Origin of the sequence: Escherichia sp. E.sYA108, from assembly GCF_011754335.1 — a bacterium.
Lineage (GTDB): Bacteria > Pseudomonadota > Gammaproteobacteria > Enterobacterales > Enterobacteriaceae > Escherichia > Escherichia coli.
The window spans coordinates 351,230-372,541 of sequence record NZ_JAAQVZ010000001.1; the positions used below are offsets into that span (position 1 = coordinate 351,230).

A 21,312-nucleotide genomic window follows, 5' to 3' on the forward strand; every position below is an offset into this window, starting at 1 on the left:
ATCCTTATAAAAGACGAGATTTCATTATCGGTAAATCGGCTTTGCGGGAAATCTCCGTTTACGGACGTAAAAATATAATATTTTTAAAAACAATGAATTAAAAAATTAATATGCTTATTTGATTTTCTGGCACGACGGTTGCAATTATCAGGACAGCAAACAACGAAAAGAGAAAAACAAAATGAATTACGAATTACTGACCACTGAAAATGCTCCGGTAAAAATGTGGACCAAAGGCGTGCCGGTAGAAGCCGATGCGCGTCAGCAACTTATTAATACCGCGAAGATGCCATTTATTTTCAAACATATTGCGGTAATGCCTGATGTACACCTGGGTAAAGGTTCCACCATTGGTAGCGTGATCCCGACCAAAGGGGCGATTATTCCGGCGGCGGTGGGCGTGGATATTGGCTGTGGAATGAACGCACTGCGTACCGCGTTAACGGCGGCGGACCTGCCTGAAAACCTGGCAGAGCTGCGTCAGGCGATTGAAACGGCCGTACCGCACGGACGTACTACCGGGCGTTGTAAACGTGATAAAGGCGCATGGGAAAATCCGCCTGTTAACGTCGATGCGAAATGGGCTGAGCTGGAGGCCGGTTATCAGTGGTTAACGCAAAAATATCCGCGTTTCCTTAACACTAATAACTATAAACACCTGGGAACGCTGGGTACGGGTAACCACTTTATTGAAATTTGCCTTGATGAGTCGGATCAGGTGTGGATTATGCTGCACTCCGGTTCACGCGGAATTGGTAACGCCATCGGAACTTATTTTATCGATCTGGCGCAAAAAGAGATGCAGGAAACGCTTGAAACGTTGCCATCGCGTGACCTGGCGTACTTTATGGAAGGTACGGAATACTTTGATGATTACCTGAAAGCCGTGGCCTGGGCGCAGCTTTTTGCCAGCCTTAACCGCGATGCGATGATGGAAAACGTGGTAACGGCGTTGCAGAGCGTTATGCAGAAAACGGTAAAACAGCCACAAACGCTGGCGATGGAAGAGATCAACTGTCACCACAACTATGTGCAAAAAGAACTGCACTTTGGCGAAGAGATCTATGTGACGCGTAAAGGCGCGGTGTCTGCGCGTGCTGGTCAATATGGAATTATTCCCGGTTCGATGGGGGCGAAAAGCTTTATCGTCCGTGGGCTGGGAAATGAAGAGTCGTTCTGTTCGTGCAGCCACGGTGCCGGGCGGGTAATGAGCCGTACTAAAGCGAAAAAACTGTTCAGTGTGGAAGATCAAATCCGTGCCACCGCGCATGTGGAGTGCCGTAAAGATGCCGAGGTGATCGACGAAATCCCGATGGCGTATAAAGATATTGATGCGGTGATGGCGGCACAAAGCGATCTGGTGGAAGTTATCTATACCCTGCGTCAGGTGGTGTGCGTAAAAGGATAAATGATGAAAAGGATGATTGCGCTGGATGGCGCACAGGGCGAAGGCGGCGGGCAGATCCTGCGCTCGGCGCTGAGCCTGTCGATGATAACCGGCCAGCCATTTACCATCACCGGCATTCGTGCCGGGCGGGCGAAACCGGGGCTGTTGCGCCAACATCTGACCGCGGTAAAAGCGGCTGCGGAAATTTGTAGGGCAACGGTGGAAGGCGCTGAGCTGGGGTCGCAGCGTCTGGTCTTCCGACCTGGCACCGTGCGCGGCGGCGATTACCGCTTTGCTATCGGTAGCGCCGGAAGTTGTACGCTGGTGCTGCAAACGGTGCTGCCCGCGCTGTGGTTTGCCGATGGACCTTCGCGTGTTGAAGTGAGCGGCGGCACCGATAACCCGTCGGCCCCGCCTGCGGATTTTATCCGTCGGGTGCTGGAGCCGCTGCTGGCGAGAATAGGAGTTCATCAGCAAACCACGCTGTTACGTCACGGTTTTTATCCTGCCGGAGGCGGCGTGGTAGCAACGGAAGTCTCACCGGTGGCATCGTTTAATAGCTTGCAACTTGGCGAGCGCGGGAACATTGTGCAGATGCGTGGAGAGGTGCTACTGGCTGGTGTGCCGCGCCATGTTGCTGAGCGTGAAATCGCTACACTGGCGGGTAGTTTTTCCTTGCATGAACAGAATATTCATAACCTGCCGCGCGACCAGGGGCCGGGTAATACCGTCTCGCTTGAAGTCGAAAGTGAAAATATCACCGAACGCTTTTTTGTCGTCGGTGAAAAGCGCGTCAGTGCCGAGGTGGTCGCGGCACAGTTGGTGAAAGAGGTGAAACGCTACCTGGCAAGCCCGGCGGCGGTGGGGGAATATCTCGCCGACCAACTGGTGCTACCGATGGCGCTGGCGGGGGCGGGAGAATTTACGGTCGCCCATCCCTCATGCCATCTGCAGACCAATATCGCGGTGGTGGAGCGTTTCTTGCCAGTGCGGTTTAGTCTGATAGAAACAGATGGCGTAACGCGGGTGAGCATTGAATGATGTAAAGATGTAAGCCGGATCTGGCGCATTATCCGGCTAAACTCATACCCCATATCCCATCATCTTCAGCAGTTTCTGCGCGTGTTGTACCGCGGCCTGACGGTGGGCGACACCGAGTTTTTGGTACAGATTGCGGATATGCGTCTTGATGGTGGTTGCCGCCACTTCCAGCTCGCCTGCAATTTGCTCATTGCTGTAACCGGAGTAAATCAGCCCCAGGACCTGCCATTCACGTTGGGTCAACGGGCTGGTGCGGATCAGCTCTGGCACTTCCGGATGATTTAGCAGACGTTCAACGAAATTCTCATCGAAATGGGCGAATTTATGCCGATGATGTTGATTGATTTCTCGCAGAATACGCTGTGCGCGATGCTGTTCCAGCTCCGGCAGCGTATTGAGTTGAATAAGCTGGCGCAGTTGTTGCGCCATCGCTTCGCCTTCGATGACAAAATGACTGATAAATCCGGTACGATTCGCCAGTTTTAATGCGTCCAGCAACACACGCTGGGCGTCACTTTTACGTCCGGCCTGCCAGTACAGTTGATTAAGCAGCAACAGGTTACGGTTGAGATCGCTCATCAACCGCAGACTGCGGGCATTTTCATTGAGTTCTTCGAGGACAATTTCCGCAGATTCAAACTCGCCCAGCAAGATTTGTGCACGGGCAATGTTGCGCCATTGACCTTGCAGGAAGTGGTTGTTCGCAAACTCCGGTTTAGCCGTATGACGCAACCAGTTGGCAGCGGCGGCTTTATCGCCGGTCATTTGCCAGTACATCACCCGGACTTTGTTGGCGTTAGAGATCCAGTCGCTGTGATATTTGCCATTCCCCAGCAGGTTTTCCAGACGGTTCAGCTGGCTACGGGCGTTATCTAAATCACCACGGGCCAGCGAGCATTGAATCAACATTGCCAGGCACTGAAGCTGTTGCTGTGGTTGATAAGACGACAAGACTTCAATCCCGCTGCGCGCCGACGCTTCGGCTTCATCCAGCCGTGCCCAGGCCCATAACAGCTGCGCACGAATGCGCACCAGAAACTCATGCATTGGCAGCTGTTCCAGATGCTGCTCGTTGATCAGCTGGAACGCTTTTTCCTGCGTTTCCCACGCGGTTTGCAGGAACCCTTGGGCAAACAGAATTTCACTTTGCTGGATTAAACTCCACAAAGCGTAGTGCCAGACATCGTGCTGGCGTGCCATCTGTTCGGTTTGCTGCATTAACGCCAGTGAGCGGGTCAATTCGCCTTTGCAGTGCAACACTTCACCCAGCACCGAGGTTGCCACAATGCGGCTATAGAACCAGCCCGGCGGCAGCTCTTCCAGTGCCAGTTTTGCCAGCCGTTCCGCTTCATCCGGATTACCATCGTTAATCGCCACCTGGGCGCGCAGAGCGTTAAATTCTGCGTGCATGGTGCCTTCTCTGATGTCCTTGATTTCATGTTCAGCGCGGGCCAGTAGGGTGTTAACTTCGCCGTAGCGATGCTGGCTTTGCATCAGCCACGCCTGCAATAACACCAACTGCGGATTTTCCAGCAAACTGTCCCACGGCAGGGCCTTAAGCGACTCTTCCAGCAGCGACAGTTCGCTATGGTTGAACAAACTCCAGGCGTGATTAAGCAGAATATCGCGCAGCATCAGCGCATCGCCTGCCGCCAGCGCATGATGAATCGCTTCGCTGGGAAATCCCTGGGCCATCCAGCTTTCTGCGGCGGCACGGTGGATTTCCGGCAGCTCCGCCGCCAGTTCCCACTGGCAGCGCTGGCGCAGGAAGTTACCAAACAGTGGGTGATAGCAAAACCACTCGCCGGTATCATCCATCCGCTGTAAAAACAGCCCCTGACGCTCAATCTCTTCGAGGCGCATTTGCCCGTTTTCTTCGCCGGTCACACGGGTGATGAGTGCATCGTTCATTGAGCGCAAAATGGCGCTTTTCAACAGAAAATGGCGCGTTGCGAGATCGACGTTATCCAAAACCTCATCGACCAGATAATCCGAAAGATGGCTGGCATTGATTCCCGCCAGGCGGCGTGCCGACTTATGGGCTGAGTGAGTATTCTGCCGGGCGGAGAGGGCGATTAGCTGCAGTGCCGTCGCCCAACCGGAAACATCATCACAAATCCGACTGCTTTCTGCAGCTTCAATCGGCGATGACAGACGGCAATCAAAAAACTGCTTCGCTTCCTGATGGGTAAATGCCAGTTGCTGACTGCCAATTTCCAGCAGCTGGTCACGAACACGCAGATTGGCAATGCCCAGTTGCGGAAGGTTGCGTGACAACACCACAAGGGTGAGATTTTCTGGTTGATGGCGAATAAAGAAGCGCATTGACTCGTGGATCACAGGATTAGTGATCAGATGATAGTCATCGATGACCAGATAAAGTGGGCTATGCCATTCCGCCAGCTCAATGAAAAGCTGGGCGAAGAGTGACGTCAGGCTGGCATATTGCCGTTTTTGCGCCATCGTCTCACATATCGCGCAGTGACCGTTGGTTGCCTGTTGCACGGCGGCAATGAGATAGCTGGCGAAACGCTCTTGCTGGTTATCACCTTCATCCAGCGAGTACCAGCCGATATCGTTTTTGCCTGCCGCCCACTGGGAAATGAGCGTGGTCTTTCCGTAGCCCGCAGGACTTGTGATCAGCGCCAGCCGGAAGTTGTTCGCGCCGGAAAGTTTAGCCAGCAGGCGCTCACGAACCACGGTATGGTCGAGTCGAACCGGACGACTTAATTTTGACGGAATCAGCATAGTTAATCACTTCACTGTGGAAAATGAGGAAATATTATTTTTTTTGCGCTTCGTAATTAATGGTTATAAGGTCGGCCAGAAACCTTTCTAATGCAAGCGATGACGTTTTTTTATGTGTCTGAATTTGCACTGTGTCACAATTCCAAATGTTTATTAACAACTCACCTAAAACGACGCTGATCCAGCGTGAATACTGGGTTGTACGGTATTTTCCTTATGTTCATCAGTTTCATTTAAGCAAGGGTTTCTTCTTCATTTCTGATGAAAGTGCCATCTAAAAAGATGATCTTAATAAATCTATTAAGAATGAGATGGAGCACACTTGATATTTTACTTGTGAAACTGTTTCACTCCTTTACTTAATTTATAGAGTTACCTTCCGCTTTTTGAAAATACGCAACGGCCATTTTTTGCACTTAGATACAGATTTTCTGCGCGGTATGGCATTGATTTGCTGCTAATCCTGTGGATTGCACTAGCTTTAAGTGGTCGAGATCACATTTCCTTGCTCATCCCCGCAACTCCTCCCTGCCTAATCCCCCGCAGGATGAGGAAGGTCAACATCGAGCCTGGCAAACTAGCGATAACGTTGTGTTGAAAATCTAAGAAAAGTGGAACTCCTATGTCACAACCTATTTTTAACGATAAGCAATTTCAGGAAGCGCTTTCACGTCAGTGGCAGCGTTATGGCTTAAATTCTGCGGCTGAAATGACTCCTCGCCAGTGGTGGCTGGCAGTGAGCGAAGCACTGGCCGAAATGCTGCGTGCTCAGCCATTCGCCAAGCCAGTGGCGAATCAGCGACATGTTAACTACATCTCAATGGAGTTTTTGATTGGTCGCCTGACGGGCAACAACCTGTTGAATCTCGGCTGGTATCAGGATGTACAGGATTCGTTGAAGGCTTATGACATCAACCTGACTGACCTGTTGGAAGAAGAGATCGACCCGGCGCTGGGGAACGGTGGTCTGGGACGTCTGGCGGCGTGCTTCCTCGACTCAATGGCAACTGTCGGGCAGTCAGCTACTGGCTACGGCCTTAATTATCAATATGGCTTGTTCCGCCAGTCATTTGTCGATGGCAAACAGGTTGAAGCGCCGGATGACTGGCATCGCGGTAACTACCCGTGGTTCCGCCACAACGAAGCACTGGATGTGCAGGTAGGGATTGGCGGTAAAGTGACGAAAGATGGACGCTGGGAGCCGGAGTTTACCATTACCGGTCAAGCGTGGGATCTCCCCGTTGTCGGCTATCGTAATGGCGTGGCGCAGCCACTGCGTCTGTGGCAGGCGACGCATGCGCATCCGTTTGATCTGACTAAATTTAACGACGGTGATTTCCTGCGTGCCGAACAGCAGGGCATCAACGCGGAAAAACTGACCAAAGTTCTCTATCCAAACGACAACCATACTGCCGGTAAAAAGCTGCGCCTGATGCAGCAATACTTCCAGTGTGCCTGCTCGGTAGCGGATATTTTGCGTCGCCATCATCTGGCGGGGCGTAAACTGCACGAACTGGCGGATTACGAAGTTATTCAGCTGAACGATACCCACCCAACTATCGCGATTCCAGAACTGCTGCGCGTGCTGATCGATGAGCACCAGATGAGCTGGGATGACGCCTGGGCCATCACCAGCAAAACTTTCGCTTACACCAACCATACCCTGATGCCAGAAGCGCTGGAACGCTGGGATGTGAAACTGGTGAAAGGCTTACTGCCGCGCCACATGCAGATTATTAACGAAATTAATACTCGCTTTAAAACGCTGGTGGAAAAAACCTGGCCGGGCGATGAAAAAGTGTGGGCCAAACTGGCGGTGGTACACGACAAACAAGTGCATATGGCGAACCTGTGTGTGGTTGGCGGTTTCGCGGTGAACGGTGTTGCGGCGCTGCACTCGGATCTGGTGGTGAAAGATCTGTTCCCGGAATATCACCAGCTATGGCCGAACAAATTCCATAATGTCACCAACGGTATTACCCCACGTCGCTGGATCAAACAGTGCAACCCGGCACTGGCGGCTCTGTTGGATAAATCACTGAAAAAAGAGTGGGCTAACGATCTCGATCAACTGATCAATCTGGAAAAATTCGCTGATGATGCGAAATTCCGTCAGCAATATCGCGAGATCAAGCAGGCGAATAAAGTCCGTCTGGCAGAGTTTGTGAAAGTTCGTACCGGTATTGAGATCAATCCACAGGCGATTTTCGATATTCAGATCAAACGTCTGCATGAGTACAAACGCCAGCATCTGAATCTGCTGCATATTCTGGCGTTGTACAAAGAAATTCGTGAAAACCCGCAGTCTGACCGCGTACCGCGCGTCTTCCTCTTCGGCGCGAAAGCAGCACCGGGCTACTACCTGGCGAAAAATATTATCTTTGCGATCAACAAAGTGGCTGACGTGATCAACAACGATCCGCTGGTTGGCGACAAGTTGAAGGTGGTGTTCTTGCCGGATTATTGTGTTTCGGCGGCGGAAAAACTGATCCCGGCGGCGGATATCTCCGAACAAATTTCGACTGCAGGTAAAGAAGCTTCCGGTACCGGCAATATGAAACTGGCGCTCAATGGTGCGCTTACTGTCGGTACGCTGGATGGTGCGAACGTTGAAATCGCTGAGAAAGTCGGTGAAGAAAATATCTTTATTTTTGGTCATACCGTGGAACAAGTGAAGGCAATTCTGGCCAAAGGCTACGACCCGGTGAAATGGCGGAAGAAAGATAAGGTGCTGGACGCAGTATTGAAAGAGCTGGAAAGCGGTAAATACAGCGACGGCGATAAGCATGCCTTCGACCAGATGCTGCACAGTATCGGCAAACAGGGCGGCGATCCGTATCTGGTGATGGCAGATTTCGCCGCTTATGTAGAGGCACAAAAGCAGGTGGATGTGCTGTACCGCGACCAGGAGGCCTGGACTCGCGCGGCGATCCTCAATACCGCCCGCTGCGGTATGTTTAGCTCGGATCGCTCTATTCGCGATTATCAGGCTCGTATCTGGCAGGCAAAACGCTAAGGAAGCTCGATGGAAAGCAAACGTCTGGATAATGCCGCGCTGGCGGCGGGGATCAGCTCCAATTACATCAATGCCCACGGTAAACCGCAGTCGATTAGCGCCGAAACCAAACGGCGTTTGCTTGACGCGATGCATCAACGTACCGCCACGAAAGTGGCGGTAACGCCAGTCCCGAATGTCATGGTTTATACCAGCGGCAAAAAAATGCCGATGGTGGTGGAGGGCAGCGGTGAATTTAGCTGGCTGCTGACTACCGAAGAAGGAAAGCAGTACAAAGGCCATGTGACGGGGGGCAAAGCGTTCAATCTACCGACGAAGCTGCCGGAAGGTTATCACACGCTGACGCTTACCCAGGACGACCAGCGCGCGCATTGCCGGGTGATTGTCGCCCCGAAACGCTGTTACGAACCGCAGGCGTTGCTGAATAAACAAAAGCTGTGGGGTGCCTGCGTTCAGCTTTATACGCTGCGATCGGAAAAAAACTGGGGTATTGGGGATTTTGGCGATCTCAAAGCGATGCTGGTGGATGTGGCAAAACGTGGCGGGTCGTTTATTGGTCTGAACCCGATTCATGCGCTCTATCTGGCAAATCCGGAAAGTGCCAGCCCGTACAGCCCGTCTTCTCGCCGTTGGCTGAATGTGATTTATATCGACGTTAACGCAGTTGAAGATTTCCATCTTAGCGAAGAGGCTCAGGCCTGGTGGCAGTTGCCGACCACGCAACAGACGCTGCAACAGGCGCGGGATGCCGACTGGGTTGATTACTCCACGGTTACCGCCCTAAAAATGACAGCATTACGAATGGCGTGGAAAGGTTTCGCGCAACGTGATGATGAGCAGATGACCGCGTTTCGCCAGTTTGTTGCAGAGCAGGGCGACAGCCTGTTCTGGCAGGCAGCCTTTGATGCGCTACATGCCCAGCAAGTGAAAGAGGACGAAATGTGCTGGGGCTGGCCAGCATGGCCAGAGATGTATCAGAACGTGGATTCACCAGAAGTGCGCCAGTTCTGCGAAGAACATCGTGATGACGTCGATTTTTATCTCTGGTTGCAGTGGCTGGCTTACAGCCAGTTTGCCGCCTGCTGGGAGATAAGCCAGGGCTATGAAATGCCGATTGGCTTGTATCGTGATCTGGCCGTTGGTGTAGCAGAAGGTGGGGCAGAAACCTGGTGCGACCGTGAACTGTATTGCCTGAAAGCGTCGGTTGGCGCGCCGCCGGATATCCTCGGCCCGTTGGGGCAGAACTGGGGATTGCCGCCAATGGACCCGCATATCATCACCGCGCGTGCCTATGAACCGTTTATCGAGCTGTTGCGTGCCAATATGCAAAACTGCGGCGCATTACGAATTGATCACGTGATGTCGATGCTGCGTTTGTGGTGGATACCGTATGGCGAGACGGCAGATCAGGGCGCGTATGTTCACTATCCGGTGGATGATCTGCTCTCGATTCTGGCACTCGAAAGTAAACGTCATCGCTGTATGGTGATTGGTGAAGATCTCGGTACCGTACCGGTAGAGATTGTCGGTAAGCTGCGCAGCAGCGGTGTGTACTCCTACAAAGTGCTCTATTTCGAAAACGACCACGAGAAGACATTCCGCGCACCGAAAGCGTACCCAGAGCAGTCGATGGCGGTTGCGGCGACACACGACCTGCCTACGCTACGCGGCTACTGGGAGAGTGGGGATTTAACGCTGGGCAAAACGCTGGGGCTGTATCCGGATGAAGTGGTACTGCGCGGTCTGTATCAGGATCGCGAACTGGCGAAGCAAGGGCTGCTGGATGCTCTGCATAAATATGGTTGCCTGCCAAAACGTGCCGGGCATAAGGCATCGTTGATGTCGATGACACCGACGCTGAATCGTGGCTTACAGCGCTACATCGCCGATAGCAACAGCGCCCTGTTAGGGCTACAGCCGGAAGACTGGCTGGATATGGCAGATCCGGTAAATATTCCCGGCACCAGTTACCAGTATAAAAACTGGCGACGTAAACTTTCCGCAACGCTTGAGTCGATGTTTGCCGATGATGGTGTGAACAAATTGCTGAAGGATTTGGACAGACGGCGCAGAGCGGCAGCGAAGAAGAAGTAGAGTGCGGTTGATGCCGGATGCGACGCTTGACGCGTCTTATCCGGCCTACTAATTAATGCCGAATCGTAGGCCGGATAAGGCGTTCACGCCGCATCCGGCCATCAGTATTATCAAATCACCATATTCAGCAGCAGACAGCCTACCAGACCGCACACCGAGATAATGGTTTCCAGCATCGACCAGGATTTGATGGTCTCGCCGATAGTCAGGTTAAAGTACTCTTTGAACAGCCAGAAGCCCGGATCGTTCACGTGAGAGAAAATCACACTACCGGAACCAACCGCAATAACCATCAGCTCCGGGCTAACACCCGTCGTTGCAATCAGCGGTGCCGCGATACCACCCGCAGTGATTGCCGCGACGGTTGCGGAACCCAGCGCGATACGCAGTACGGCAGCAATCGACCAGGCCATCAGCAGCGGAGAAATGTTGGTTTCGTGCATCATGGAAGCAATGTATTTGTCCACGCCGCTGTCTACCAGCACCTGCTTGAACGCACCGCCACCACCGATAATCAACAGCATCATCGCAATGATTTTGATGGAAGAAACCAGCGTGTCGTTAATCTGATCCATTGAACGACCACGGTTCAGACCAAAGGTGAACATCGCGATCAGCACGGCAATCAGCGTAGCCATTACCGGGTCACCGAGGAACTCCGCTACCGGCAGGAAAGCGTGACCTTTCGGCAGGATCATTTCGGCAATCGCACGCATCGCCATCAGAACCACCGGCACCAGAGAGGTCCAGACGCTGACGCCAAAGCTCGGCATCTCTTCTTCGCTGAAGGTTTTCGCGCTGTACAGACCTTCCGGGATCGGCTTATCGATACCTTTCAACACGCGAGCGTAAACCGGACCGGCGAGAATCACGGTCGGGATTGCCAGAATAGTACCGTACAGCAGAGTTTTACCCATATCGGCATTGAAAATGGTGGCAATTGCAGTCGGACCCGGATGCGGTGGCAGGAAGCCGTGGGTCACAGACAGTGCAGCCGCCATTGGTACACCAACATACAGCAGTGGAATATTCGCGGAAGCCGCGATGGTAAACACCAGCGGCAGCATCAGCACGAAACCCACTTCATAGAACAGGGCAAAACCAACGGTAAAACCGGTCAGTACCACCGCCCACTGGATGTGTTTTTTACCAAATTTGGCAATCAGTGTGGTAGCGATACGTTGTGCGCCACCGCAGTCTGCCAGCATTTTGCCCAGCATCGCACCAAAACCCATGATCAGGGCAAGGCTACCGAGCGTTCCGCCGACACCGGCTTTGATGGAGCCAATAACTTTATCCAGCGGCATCCCTTGCATTAATCCAACAGCAAGCGCCACGAGGACGAGAGCGATGAAGCCGTTCATTTTGAAGCGGATCATCAGGAGTAATAACAAGATTACACCGATAGCAACAATGACTAATGGCATGATTTACCTGGCCTTTAATTTGTTATGGGTAACGTCAGGTTTCTGACGGAAAATCCTGGTTGTCCCAACTGGGAACAGAGATGTTACGGCACCACGGCTGATGACCCCTAAAACGAGTTAGTGTAGTCAGATGTTATGAGTGTGTTTGGTGCCCATGAGAATGATACGGGTAACATTACGTGCTTGAGAATCACCAGAGCGGGGTAAATTTAAATTATGAGAGGTTGGTCATATTATCGTGGGGAAACGAAGAGATTGGATTTGCTGAGGTAATTCTGCGCTAATGTCAGACTCTCGTGCAACGTACAGGCCCGATAAGACGCTTTAGCGTCACATCGGGCAATCGACAAAAGAGGAGAGAACTTAGTAGTAAGAGTGCTCGCCGCGTTGGTGTTCGGTGAGATCGCGTACACCTTTCAGCTCCGGGAATTCGTTCAGCAACTGCTTCTCGATCCCCTCTTTCAGCGTTACATCGACCATGGAACAACCGTTACAGCCGCCGCCAAATTGCAAAATGGCGTAACCGTCTTCGGTGATTTCCATCAGCGAAACGCGACCACCGTGACCAGCAAGCTGTGGGTTGATCTGTGATTGCAGCATATACTCCACGCGCTCCATCAGCGGCGCATCGTCAGCCACTTTACGCATTTTGGCGTTAGGCGCTTTCAGCGTCAGCTGCGAACCCAACTGGTCGGTAACAAAATCGATCTCTGCATCTTCCAGGTAAGGAGCGCTTAACTCATCAACATACGCGGTCAGCAGGTCAAATTTCAGGGCAGTGTCGGTGGCTTCCACAGCGTCCGGCGGACAATAAGAAACGCCACATTCAGCGTTAGGCGTGCCAGGGTTAATCACAAATACGCGGATTTGTGTCCCTTCTTCCTGGTTTGCCAGCAGTTTGGCAAAGTGCGCTTGTGCAGCATCGGAAATACGGATCATAGTAATGGCCTAATAGTTGACTATTTTAGTTGGTTATAATACGCCCATCATCGAGGCTCTACAAGGTTCGACAAAGGCACCAGACCTGGACAGTCGCCGCACCATTGCGTAAAAGCAACTGCGCAATCTCTGCGACGGTACTTCCGGTGGTGACGACATCATCCACAATCACCATATGGCGACCTTGCACGGGCAATTCAAGACGAAAGGCATTTTTCAGGTTGCGTTTGCGTAGCCGGGCACTGAGAAAATGCTGGGTCGCAGTGGCCCGTGTTCGTGTGACGGCTTCGCTATCCCATCGGCAGTGCAACCAGCGTGATAACGGCTGACACAGCAAATCGCTCTGATTAAATCCCCGACGCCAGTGACGCCGCTGCCATAACGGAACGCTGATGATGCGATCCGGCAATTGCAACCCGGTGGTGCGACGAGCGTGTAAGACCTCCAATAGTAACAGACGTGACAGGGCGCTGGCGATTTCGCTGCGCCGGGAAAACTTAAGCTGGTGGATTAGCGGGCTTAACGGCGGCGCATAGTCGGCAACCGTGACCAGTCTTTGCCAGGGCGGCGGTTTTTGCAGGCAGCGACCGCAGGGAAGATGTGAGTGTGTGGCGGGTAATCCACATTGGGGGCATAACGTTTTATCTGTACGGGCGGCGCGTGAGCATACCGAACAAATCCCCCAATGACCTAACGCCAGCGGCATTCGGCATAGCCAGCATAATCCCGGTACTGTTAGCATATGTTCATCCTTGTAAGTAAAAAGAGAACAATAGCGGATGAATAACATCTGGTGGCAGACCAAAGGTCAGGGGAATGTTCATCTTGTGCTGCTGCACGGATGGGGACTGAATGCCGAAGTGTGGCGTTGCATTGACGAGGAACTTAGCTCGCATTTTACGCTGCACCTTGTTGACCTGCCCGGCTTCGGGCGTAGCCGGGGATTTGGTGCGCTATCATTTGCTGATATGGCCGAAGTCGTGCTGCGACAGGCACCAGATAAAGCCATTTGGTTAGGCTGGAGTCTGGGCGGGCTGGTGGCAAGCCAGATTGCGTTAACCCATCCCGAGCGGGTTCTGGCGCTGGTCACCGTGGCGTCGTCACCTTGTTTTAGTGCTCGCGACGAGTGGCCGGGGATAAAACCGGACGTGCTGGCGGGATTTCAGCAGCAACTCAGTGATGATTTTCAGCGTACAGTGGAGCGGTTCCTGGCGTTACAAACCATGGGTACTGAAACGGCGCGCCAGGATGCGCGGGCGTTGAAGAAAACCGTTCTGGCGTTACCGATGCCGGAGGTTGACGTGCTTAATGGCGGGCTGGAAATCCTGAAAACGGTCGATCTCCGTCAGCCGCTGCAAAACGTGCCCATGCCGTTTTTGCGATTGTATGGCTATCTCGACGGTCTGGTGCCGCGCAAAGTGGTGCCGATGCTGGATAAACTTTGGCCTCACAGCGAATCATATATCTTCGCCAAAGCGGCCCATGCGCCGTTTATTTCACATCCGGACGAGTTTTGTCATCTGCTGGTGGCGTTGAAGCAGAGGGTGTAGGTGGCTTTCGAAATGGCGGGACAGAACTTTACTGGCTCGCCGCAGCCAACTCTTCTTCTGACACCCCGGTAAAGCGCATGATGTCTGCAAGAGGGACTCCGGATTCAAGCATTATTTTTGCTATATGCAAGGCTTTGGATTGTTCCCCTTCCTGCCGCAATCTTTCCGCAATAGTCATTAAACTCACCTTGTGTTTTGGTGAACGTTTGGCCACACCATCGATAAAATCGTTAAAACGTACCGCGTCGCCGGTTTGCAGTATGTAATTAAACAGCCCTTTGATTTGTCTGCCATTAGCGTATCCACTACTTAATAAGCAGGCCATTTGCTCTACCAGCCCCATCAGGTCGCGTTGACGAATATGTTTTTGAATTAACTCCAGTAGCGCCATACGTCGGTGCAGCATGATTTCATCATCAGGCATGAGGGTGACATCAATCAGCGGAAATGCAGAGGCATAAAGCTGCCTTGCCAGGTTGGGATCGGCGAAACAATCCAGCCAACACAGCGAATAGGGATAGGGGCTTTCAATACCGTGATAAAACAACAATGGCACCACCATCGGCAATGTTTTGTATCCGGCATCAAGGTGATTTTGCATTGCGGCAATGGCGTAACGCATCGTGTGGGGTGGAACTCTGCTTTTTGCTCATGGCGTTCCTTCACCTGTTATTTGAATGCCGCGACTCTACGCGCCACTCCACACCTGTGCATTAGCGAGTTTTCATCCCTGCGAGACGCTTTCAGAGGAACTTACGTCGCGCTGCAAGGGTTGCATTTTTATGGAAAGCCGCACGCAAAAAAGCCAGGATGCAAACGCATACCGGGCTTTCAAAACAGGCAGTGAAACAAGGTTAACGCAACGCCCACCATTCGTGCAGACAGGCTTTTCCTTCCGGGCAGCTTTTACAACTGCCGGAAAGACAGCCGTCAGGTTCTTCCTGAATCCGCACTGCTTTTCCCATACTTTCTAGCTGTTTCAGCATGGCGTTAATCATTGGCTGCGGAGTGTTCAGTGTCTGGCTAATCTGGGCCGCTTCCATACGGCCCCGTAACGCCAGCAAATCACGCACCTGAATAAGTGAAGCCATTAATGGCAATCACCGGTGGTGCTGGCCGCACAGCAACTGCTTACCGATTTGCGCGTTGCCAGCAGTTCGACATCTACCCGGCTACGCGCGCGGCGCAGCAGACCGATAACCACGATGTTAAACAGGATAACTGCCAGAATGCACACCAGGCTGTAAGTTGGATGCTGGCTGTAGCTGGCGACCTGATAGAACAATGTTGCCAGTGAGTAAGCAATATTCAGCCCCCACAGGATGGAGAAGCCCATCCAGCCACGGCTTGATTCACGCGCGATAGCCCCCATCACCGAGATGCACGGTACGTACAGCAGGACGAAAATCAGGTAGCTGTATGCGGCAGCTGCGCTACCGAATTTCTGATCCATCACGCCCATCGCCCCGGTACCCATTTCGCCGTCGCCTTTGCTGGCTTCAATGGGGTTCATCAGTACGCTAAGGCTGAAGGTGTCTTTCAGGCTCTGCCAGGTTTCATCTACCGCACTGAACAGCTCTTCACCGAGGTTAAATTCCGCCGGATTGAACTCTTCGTCCTGAATATTTTCTGCGGTGTAGAGGGTGTTGAGCGTACCCACTACCACTTCTTTCGCCATGGCACCTGTAAACAGGCCAACCGTTGCCTGCCAGTTATCTTCATGCACGCCAATCGGCTTGAAGACCGGGGTGATCACCCGGCTGACGGAAGCCAGCGCCGAGTCGTTGATGTTATCGACGATTTTCCCGCTCAGCGAGAAGCTGTTGAAGGCGCTCAGGAAAATGCTGACGATGATAATCACTTTACCAGCACGCAGAACGAAGCCTTTCAGACGCTGCCAGGTCTGGATAATCAGGCTTTTAACGTGTGGTACATGGTAGACCGGCAGCTCCATGACAAACGGCGTCGCTTCACCGCGCATGATGGTGTACTTGAGCATCAGGCCCGTCAGCACCGCCATTACGATACCCAGCATATACAGCGAGAAGACCGCCAGCGCACCGTTCTGCCCGAAGAAGGCAGCCGCGAATACTGCGAAGATAGCCAGACGCGCGCCGCAGGACATAAACGGTGCCATCATGATGGTCATCAGACGTTCACGCGGTGCATCAAGCGTACGTGCGCCCATTACCGACGGTACGTTACAACCGAAACCAACGATCAGCGGTACAAAGGATTTCCCCGGCAAGCCCAGCGCCTGCATCAGACGGTCCATCACAAACGCCGCACGCGCCATATAGCCGGAGTCCTCAAGGAAGGAGAGGAACAGGTACATCATGCCGATCTGCGGCACCAGTGGCAGCACGGTGTTAATACCACCGCCCAGGCCTTGGGCGAGGAAGATAGTCAGCCAGTCCGGGAAGTGGAGCGTGTAGCCAATCCACTGAATACCATGCACAAAGAGTGCTACGGAGCCGACGTCAAACAGCGGCTGTAACGCCCCGCCGATGTTGATAGCCAGCAAGAACATCAGGTACATCACAAAGAGGAAAATCGGCAGACCGAGGAAACGGTTGAGCACGATTTTATCTACCGCAGTGGTGAAACGGCTGGGTTCTGCCGTCAGGGTGTTGCTTACCACATCACAGATGGCAGCAATGCACTGGTAACGCGCATCGGCAATGTGCAGCGCCGGATCGTCCATCTCATTACGCAGACGGGCGAGGGCGGCATCCAGATGCTGCGACGCTTCACCGGCGTAGGCGCGGCTGTAGATATCGCCTTCCAGCATTTGCAGGCCCAGCCAGCGACGTTGTTTCAGCGGGATGTCGGAAGGCATCACTTTTGCCAGTGAATCTGCTTCGTTGAGCAGCGGCTGAGCGTAATGCACCAGTTCCACATTTTCGTTAGCTTTATAGCGATCAATCGCCAGCTTGAGCGCTTCAATACCGCGACCACGGGTTGAAACCAGCGGGATCACCGGGCAGCCAAGACGCGCCGACAGAGCATCAATTTCAATGCGAATATTTTGCTTCTCGGCAATGTCGAGCATGTTCAGCGCCACGATGCAGGGAATGCCGAGTTCCAACAGTTGCAGCGTCAGGTACAGGTTACGCTCAAGGTTAGACGCATCCACCACGTTAATCAGCAGGTCTGCGTCGCCACTCAAAATGTAGTGACAGGCGATTTGCTCATCGAGCGAGGTCTGCGATGAGATGGTGGTCAGAGAATAGGTGCCGGGCAGGTCCACCAGCGTGACCTGATGATCGGTGGTGGAGAATTGCCCTTCTTTACGTTCGACGGTAACGCCAGCCCAGTTACCTACACGCTGACGTGAGCCAGTGAGCTGGTTAAATAACGTTGTCTTGCCAGAATTTGGATTACCAATTAAGCCAATGGTTAATTTTTTCATTGTTGTTATCACCGTATTAACAGGAAACCGCTTCCACTTCTAATAAGGCCAGATCTTTTTTGCGTAATACCAGGCTCACACGACGGGTTTCGATATGAATGGGGTCGCCGAGTGGAGCGACGCGCACCACATTAAAAGAGGAGCCAGGTAACATGCCAAGAGAAAGCAGTTTTTGGCGATATGCCGGGCTGATTTCACGGGAAAAGCCAGTAATTTTCCACGCAGTATCTGGAGTGTATTGCATAGGTGCCTACTTGTTTCTCATTAACTGGATAACTACCTCATGGGGCGTTTGACAGCGACATGAGACCAGATGATTTGCCAACGAAGGAGAGATTAAATAATCAACAGTACAATGATAATGAGAATGGTTTCTATCAGCAATACTTAAAATGTGTGTGAATGTTGGTTTGAATAATAATCTGACTCAATGTTGATATGGCTCAAGGTTATATCGCAGCGAAAATATAATTCGCATGACGAATTATTAGGGCTGGTTAATGTTTAATTAAGGTCTCAGTTGTTAATGAAGTGATAAATATTAGGGAGTATATTGTGGGGTTGGCTGTGGAATAAAAATGCCGGAGATATACTCCGGCATTTTTATGTCAGGCAAGGCGTGTATTGCCAGATGCGGCGTGAACGCCTTATCTGGCCTACGATTTCGTGAAAATTTGAACCGTAGGCCAATCAGGGGGTTTAACGCTTTTTACCCATTGCTGCCGCCAGCGCGTCCATCATCGCGCTATTACCGGCAGGCTGCGCTTCACGCCCACGCGGTTTGGCTGCCGGGCGGTTGTTTTGCAGGCGTTCATTACCGCCGCCGCGACGGGCGTTGGTTTCGCCAGGCTGCTCGTCCAGACGCATGGTCAGGGCGATACGTTTACGCTGAAGATCCACTTCCAGCACTTTCACCTTCACAATGTCGCCCGCTTTCACCACGGTATGCGGATCTTCCACAAACTTGTTCGACAATGAAGAGATGTGAACCAGGCCGTCCTGATGCACGCCAATATCGACAAACGCGCCAAAGTTGGTGACGTTGGTCACCGCACCTTCGAGGATCATACCCGGTTGCAGGTCGTTCATTGTCTCGACGCCATCGGCAAACTGAGCGGTTTTAAATTCCGGACGCGGATCGCGACCCGGTTTTTCCAGCTCTTTGATGATGTCGGTTACCGTCGGCACACCGAATTTCTCATCAGTAAAGTCAGATGCTTTCAGGTTACGCAGTTCGCTGCTGTTACCCATCAGATCTTTCAGTGCCTGCTGTGTTGCTGCCAGAATGCGTTCCACCACCGGATAGGCTTCCGGGTGAACGGTAGAAGCGTCCAGCGGGTTATCACCGTGGTTAATGCGCAAGAAGCCCGCGCACTGCTCGAAGGCTTTCGGCCCCAGACGGCTCACTTTTAACAGTTGCTGACGGTTCTGGAACTGGCCGTTCTCATCGCGCCAGGCCACGATGTTTTGCGCCATCATGCGCGTCAGGCCCGCCACGCGGGTTAACAGAGGAACAGAAGCGGTGTTGAGATCGACGCCAACGGCGTTTACGCAGTCTTCTACTACTGCATCCAGTTTGCGTGCCAGCTGCGTCTGGCTGACGTCATGCTGATACTGACCTACGCCGATAGATTTCGGATCGATTTTCACCAGCTCCGCCAGCGGATCCTGCAAACGACGGGCGATAGACACCGCGCCACGCAGCGAAACGTCGAGATCCGGAAATTCCTGTGCTGCCAGCTCGGAAGCCGAGTAAACCGACGCGCCAGCTTCGCTGACGATCACTTTCTGCGCGGTCACTTTCGGGAACTGCTTCTGCACGTCGAGATAGAAACGTTCGGTTTCGCGAGAAGCTGTACCGTTGCCGATCGCCACCAGTTCAACGTTATGCTTTTCACACAGCGCAGCAACGGTCATCGCTGCTTTTGCGGCCTGCCCGGTATGCGGATAAATGGTATCGGTCGCCACCAGTTTGCCAGTTGCATCGACTACCGCCACTTTTACCCCGGTACGCAGACCCGGATCGAGGCCCATCGTTGCACGCAGCCCGGCAGGGGCCGCCATCAGCAGATCGTGCAGGTTACGGGCAAAGACGTTGATTGCTTCATCTTCCGCGCGTTCGCGCACGGTGCCCATCAGTTCAGTTTCCAGATGCATCAACACCTTGATGCGCCACGTCCAGCTCACCACACCTTTGCGCCAGCTATCCGCCGGGGCATTGTTCAGGCGCAGGCCAAGGTGATCCATGATGATTTGCTCGCAATAGCTCTCTTTCGGCGGCTCTTCGAACTGCGGATCGGCATTCAGCGAAAGCTGAAGTATGCCTTCGTTACGACCACGGAACATCGCCAGTGCGCGGTGAGAAGGCACCGTTGACAGTGGTTCGTGATGATCGAAATAGTCGCGGAATTTTGCCCCTTCCTCTTCTTTACCGCTCACCACGGTTGAGACCAGATGCGCGTTCTTCCACAGATAATCACGCACTTTCGCCAGCAGCGCAGCATCTTCGGCAAAACGTTCCATCAGGATATAGCGCGCGCCGTCCAGCGCGGCTTTGGTATCTGCCACGCCTTTATCGGCATCAATATATTGTGCAGCGGCGACTTCTGGCGTGTGTGACGGATCGCTCCACAGCAGATCGGCCAACGGCTCAAGCCCTGCTTCAATGGCGATTTGCCCACGGGTGCGGCGTTTAGGTTTGTAGGGCAGGTAGAGGTCTTCGAGTTCGGTTTTGCTTAGGGTGGCGTTGATGGCATTCGCCAGATCATCGGTGAGTTTGCCTTGCTCGGAAATGGACTTGAGGATCGCCTGACGTCTCTCTTCCAGCTCGCGCAGATAGCTCAGACGCGTTTCCAGATTACGCAGCTGCGTGTCATCCAGACCGCCGGTGATTTCCTTACGATAACGTGCGATAAACGGCACGGTATTCCCTTCGTCAAGCAGGCGAACGGCAGCGTCAACCTGTTCCGGGCGCGCCTGAATTTCACCCGCAATAATGCGGCAGAACGAATCATTCATCATGGTTTGAGTTCATCTTTTCGGATCAAAAATCAGGGGATAGTTATACGGACTGGCTGGCAAAAATGCCAGCCATCGGCAGGAGGTTAAGACTCTTCCTTACGGTTTCACGTACTCGATAGCATTAACATACCAGCTCGCTTCCCCGGCAGGGGTATTCACCACCGCCAGATCGCCGACTTCTTTTTTCAGCAATGCGCGGGCCATCGGGGAATCGATAGAGATGTAATCTTTACGGCCAAAAATTTCATCGTAGCCGACAATACGGAAACGGTGAGTCACGCCATCGTCGTTTTCAATCTCCACCCACGCGCCAAAAAAGACTTTGCCTTCCTGCTGCGGGGAGTAATCGACGATTTTGAGATTTTCCATGCATTTAGTGAGATAGCGCACGCGACGGTCGATTTCACGCAGGCGCTTTTTATTATACTGATAGTCAGCATTTTCGCTGCGGTCGCCCAGACTTGCGGCCCAGGTCACTTTCTTTGTGACCTCCGGGCGTTCTTCACGCCAGAGATAATTAAGCTCTTGTTTGAGTTTTTCATACCCTTCCCGGGTAACCAGGGGCGTTTTCATCTCGTTGATTCCCTTTGTCTGTTTGATAATGCGCACATTGGGTATAACGTGATCATATCAACAGAATCAATAATGTTTCGCCGAATAAATTGTATACTTAAGCT

14 protein-coding genes and 1 pseudogene are annotated in these 21,312 nt (G+C 52.7%); 5 read left to right on the forward strand and 10 right to left on the reverse strand.

Going from position 1 to position 21,312, the window contains the following annotated elements:
- Positions 1 to 181 precede the first annotated feature (181 nt).
- Together rtcB and rtcA are read left to right on the forward strand one after the other, a co-directional pair.
- Complete coding sequence (gene rtcB / locus HBM92_RS01600; protein ID WP_001105470.1) at positions 182 to 1,408, forward strand: RNA-splicing ligase RtcB; 1,227 nt, start codon at positions 182 to 184, stop codon at positions 1,406 to 1,408.
- A 3-nt stretch (positions 1,409 to 1,411) separates the two neighbouring features.
- Positions 1,412 to 2,428 carry an RNA 3'-terminal phosphate cyclase gene (gene rtcA / locus HBM92_RS01605; RefSeq protein ID WP_001529442.1) on the forward strand — a complete coding sequence of 339 codons (1,017 nt, stop codon included), beginning with the start codon at positions 1,412 to 1,414 and terminating at the stop codon, positions 2,426 to 2,428.
- Positions 2,429 to 2,470: 42 nt separating this feature from the next.
- On the opposite strand, the gene malT is transcribed toward rtcA, so the two are convergent.
- A complete protein-coding gene (malT, locus tag HBM92_RS01610) occupies positions 2,471 to 5,176 on the reverse strand; it encodes an HTH-type transcriptional regulator MalT (RefSeq protein WP_000906976.1) in 2,706 nt (901 codons plus the stop codon).
- A gap of 622 nt (positions 5,177 to 5,798) precedes the next feature.
- On the opposite strand from malT, the gene malP reads away from it, so the two are divergent.
- The gene (gene malP / locus HBM92_RS01615; protein WP_000081882.1) at positions 5,799 to 8,192 is read left to right on the forward strand and encodes a maltodextrin phosphorylase; all 2,394 of its coding nucleotides are present in this window, start codon (positions 5,799 to 5,801) and stop codon (positions 8,190 to 8,192) included.
- A gap of 9 nt (positions 8,193 to 8,201) precedes the next feature.
- Entirely contained in the window at positions 8,202 to 10,286 is a 2,085-nt protein-coding gene (malQ, locus tag HBM92_RS01620; protein ID WP_000444377.1) for a 4-alpha-glucanotransferase, read from the forward strand.
- A gap of 110 nt (positions 10,287 to 10,396) precedes the next feature.
- Here malQ and gntT read toward each other — a convergent pair whose 3' ends face one another.
- The 3 genes from gntT to gntX form a co-directional block, all read right to left on the reverse strand.
- Positions 10,397 to 11,713, reverse strand: coding sequence for a gluconate transporter (gntT, locus tag HBM92_RS01625; RefSeq protein ID WP_001131758.1), 1,317 nt, complete (start codon positions 11,711 to 11,713; stop codon positions 10,397 to 10,399).
- 363 nt (positions 11,714 to 12,076) lie between these two features.
- Complete coding sequence (gene nfuA, locus HBM92_RS01630; RefSeq protein WP_000619389.1) at positions 12,077 to 12,652, reverse strand: Fe-S biogenesis protein NfuA; 576 nt, start codon at positions 12,650 to 12,652, stop codon at positions 12,077 to 12,079.
- Positions 12,653 to 12,710: 58 nt separating this feature from the next.
- Positions 12,711 to 13,394: a DNA utilization protein GntX gene (gene gntX / locus HBM92_RS01635; protein ID WP_001308099.1), complete on the reverse strand. Its 684-nt coding sequence runs from the start codon at positions 13,392 to 13,394 to the stop codon at positions 12,711 to 12,713.
- Positions 13,395 to 13,431: 37 nt separating this feature from the next.
- On the opposite strand from gntX, the gene bioH reads away from it, so the two are divergent.
- Positions 13,432 to 14,202 (forward strand): pimeloyl-ACP methyl ester esterase BioH, encoded by a 771-nt coding sequence (bioH, locus tag HBM92_RS01640; RefSeq protein ID WP_001060067.1) that lies wholly within the window; start codon positions 13,432 to 13,434, stop codon positions 14,200 to 14,202.
- 28 nt (positions 14,203 to 14,230) lie between these two features.
- On the opposite strand, the pseudogene HBM92_RS01645 reads toward bioH, so the two are convergent.
- The 6 genes and pseudogenes from HBM92_RS01645 to greB form a co-directional block, all read right to left on the reverse strand.
- Positions 14,231 to 14,824, reverse strand: a pseudogene (locus HBM92_RS01645) (Rpn family recombination-promoting nuclease/putative transposase); the annotation flags it as partial.
- A 232-nt stretch (positions 14,825 to 15,056) separates the two neighbouring features.
- Entirely contained in the window at positions 15,057 to 15,293 is a 237-nt protein-coding gene (gene feoC / locus HBM92_RS01650) for a [Fe-S]-dependent transcriptional repressor FeoC (RefSeq protein WP_000157585.1), read from the reverse strand.
- Positions 15,293 to 17,614: a Fe(2+) transporter permease subunit FeoB gene (gene feoB / locus HBM92_RS01655; RefSeq protein ID WP_000737042.1), complete on the reverse strand. Its 2,322-nt coding sequence runs from the start codon at positions 17,612 to 17,614 to the stop codon at positions 15,293 to 15,295. The genes feoC and feoB overlap by 1 nt, the downstream gene beginning before the upstream one ends.
- A gap of 16 nt (positions 17,615 to 17,630) precedes the next feature.
- Complete coding sequence (gene feoA / locus HBM92_RS01660; protein WP_001200455.1) at positions 17,631 to 17,858, reverse strand: ferrous iron transporter A; 228 nt, start codon at positions 17,856 to 17,858, stop codon at positions 17,631 to 17,633.
- Between the two features lie 455 nt (positions 17,859 to 18,313).
- Complete coding sequence (locus HBM92_RS01665) at positions 18,314 to 20,635, reverse strand: Tex family protein (RefSeq protein WP_000980738.1); 2,322 nt, start codon at positions 20,633 to 20,635, stop codon at positions 18,314 to 18,316.
- A gap of 96 nt (positions 20,636 to 20,731) precedes the next feature.
- The gene (gene greB / locus HBM92_RS01670; RefSeq protein WP_000856744.1) at positions 20,732 to 21,208 is read right to left on the reverse strand and encodes a transcription elongation factor GreB; all 477 of its coding nucleotides are present in this window, start codon (positions 21,206 to 21,208) and stop codon (positions 20,732 to 20,734) included.
- Positions 21,209 to 21,312 lie beyond the last annotated feature (104 nt).

Excerpts from the sequence above, each read along its gene's own strand:
- rtcB (WP_001105470.1), top strand. The coding sequence starts at position 182 with ATGAATTACGAATTACTGACCACTGAAAATGCTCCGGTAAAAATGTGG.
- rtcA (WP_001529442.1), top strand. The coding sequence starts at position 1,412 with ATGAAAAGGATGATTGCGCTGGATGGCGCACAGGGCGAAGGCGGCGGG.
- malT (WP_000906976.1), bottom strand. The coding sequence starts at position 5,176 with ATGCTGATTCCGTCAAAATTAAGTCGTCCGGTTCGACTCGACCATACC.
- malP (WP_000081882.1), top strand. The coding sequence starts at position 5,799 with ATGTCACAACCTATTTTTAACGATAAGCAATTTCAGGAAGCGCTTTCA.
- malQ (WP_000444377.1), top strand. The coding sequence starts at position 8,202 with ATGGAAAGCAAACGTCTGGATAATGCCGCGCTGGCGGCGGGGATCAGC.
- gntT (WP_001131758.1), bottom strand. The coding sequence starts at position 11,713 with ATGCCATTAGTCATTGTTGCTATCGGTGTAATCTTGTTATTACTCCTG.
- nfuA (WP_000619389.1), bottom strand. The coding sequence starts at position 12,652 with ATGATCCGTATTTCCGATGCTGCACAAGCGCACTTTGCCAAACTGCTG.
- gntX (WP_001308099.1), bottom strand. The coding sequence starts at position 13,394 with ATGCTAACAGTACCGGGATTATGCTGGCTATGCCGAATGCCGCTGGCG.
- bioH (WP_001060067.1), top strand. The coding sequence starts at position 13,432 with ATGAATAACATCTGGTGGCAGACCAAAGGTCAGGGGAATGTTCATCTT.
- feoC (WP_000157585.1), bottom strand. The coding sequence starts at position 15,293 with ATGGCTTCACTTATTCAGGTGCGTGATTTGCTGGCGTTACGGGGCCGT.
- feoB (WP_000737042.1), bottom strand. The coding sequence starts at position 17,614 with ATGAAAAAATTAACCATTGGCTTAATTGGTAATCCAAATTCTGGCAAG.
- feoA (WP_001200455.1), bottom strand. The coding sequence starts at position 17,858 with ATGCAATACACTCCAGATACTGCGTGGAAAATTACTGGCTTTTCCCGT.
- HBM92_RS01665 (WP_000980738.1), bottom strand. The coding sequence starts at position 20,635 with ATGATGAATGATTCGTTCTGCCGCATTATTGCGGGTGAAATTCAGGCG.
- greB (WP_000856744.1), bottom strand. The coding sequence starts at position 21,208 with ATGAAAACGCCCCTGGTTACCCGGGAAGGGTATGAAAAACTCAAACAA.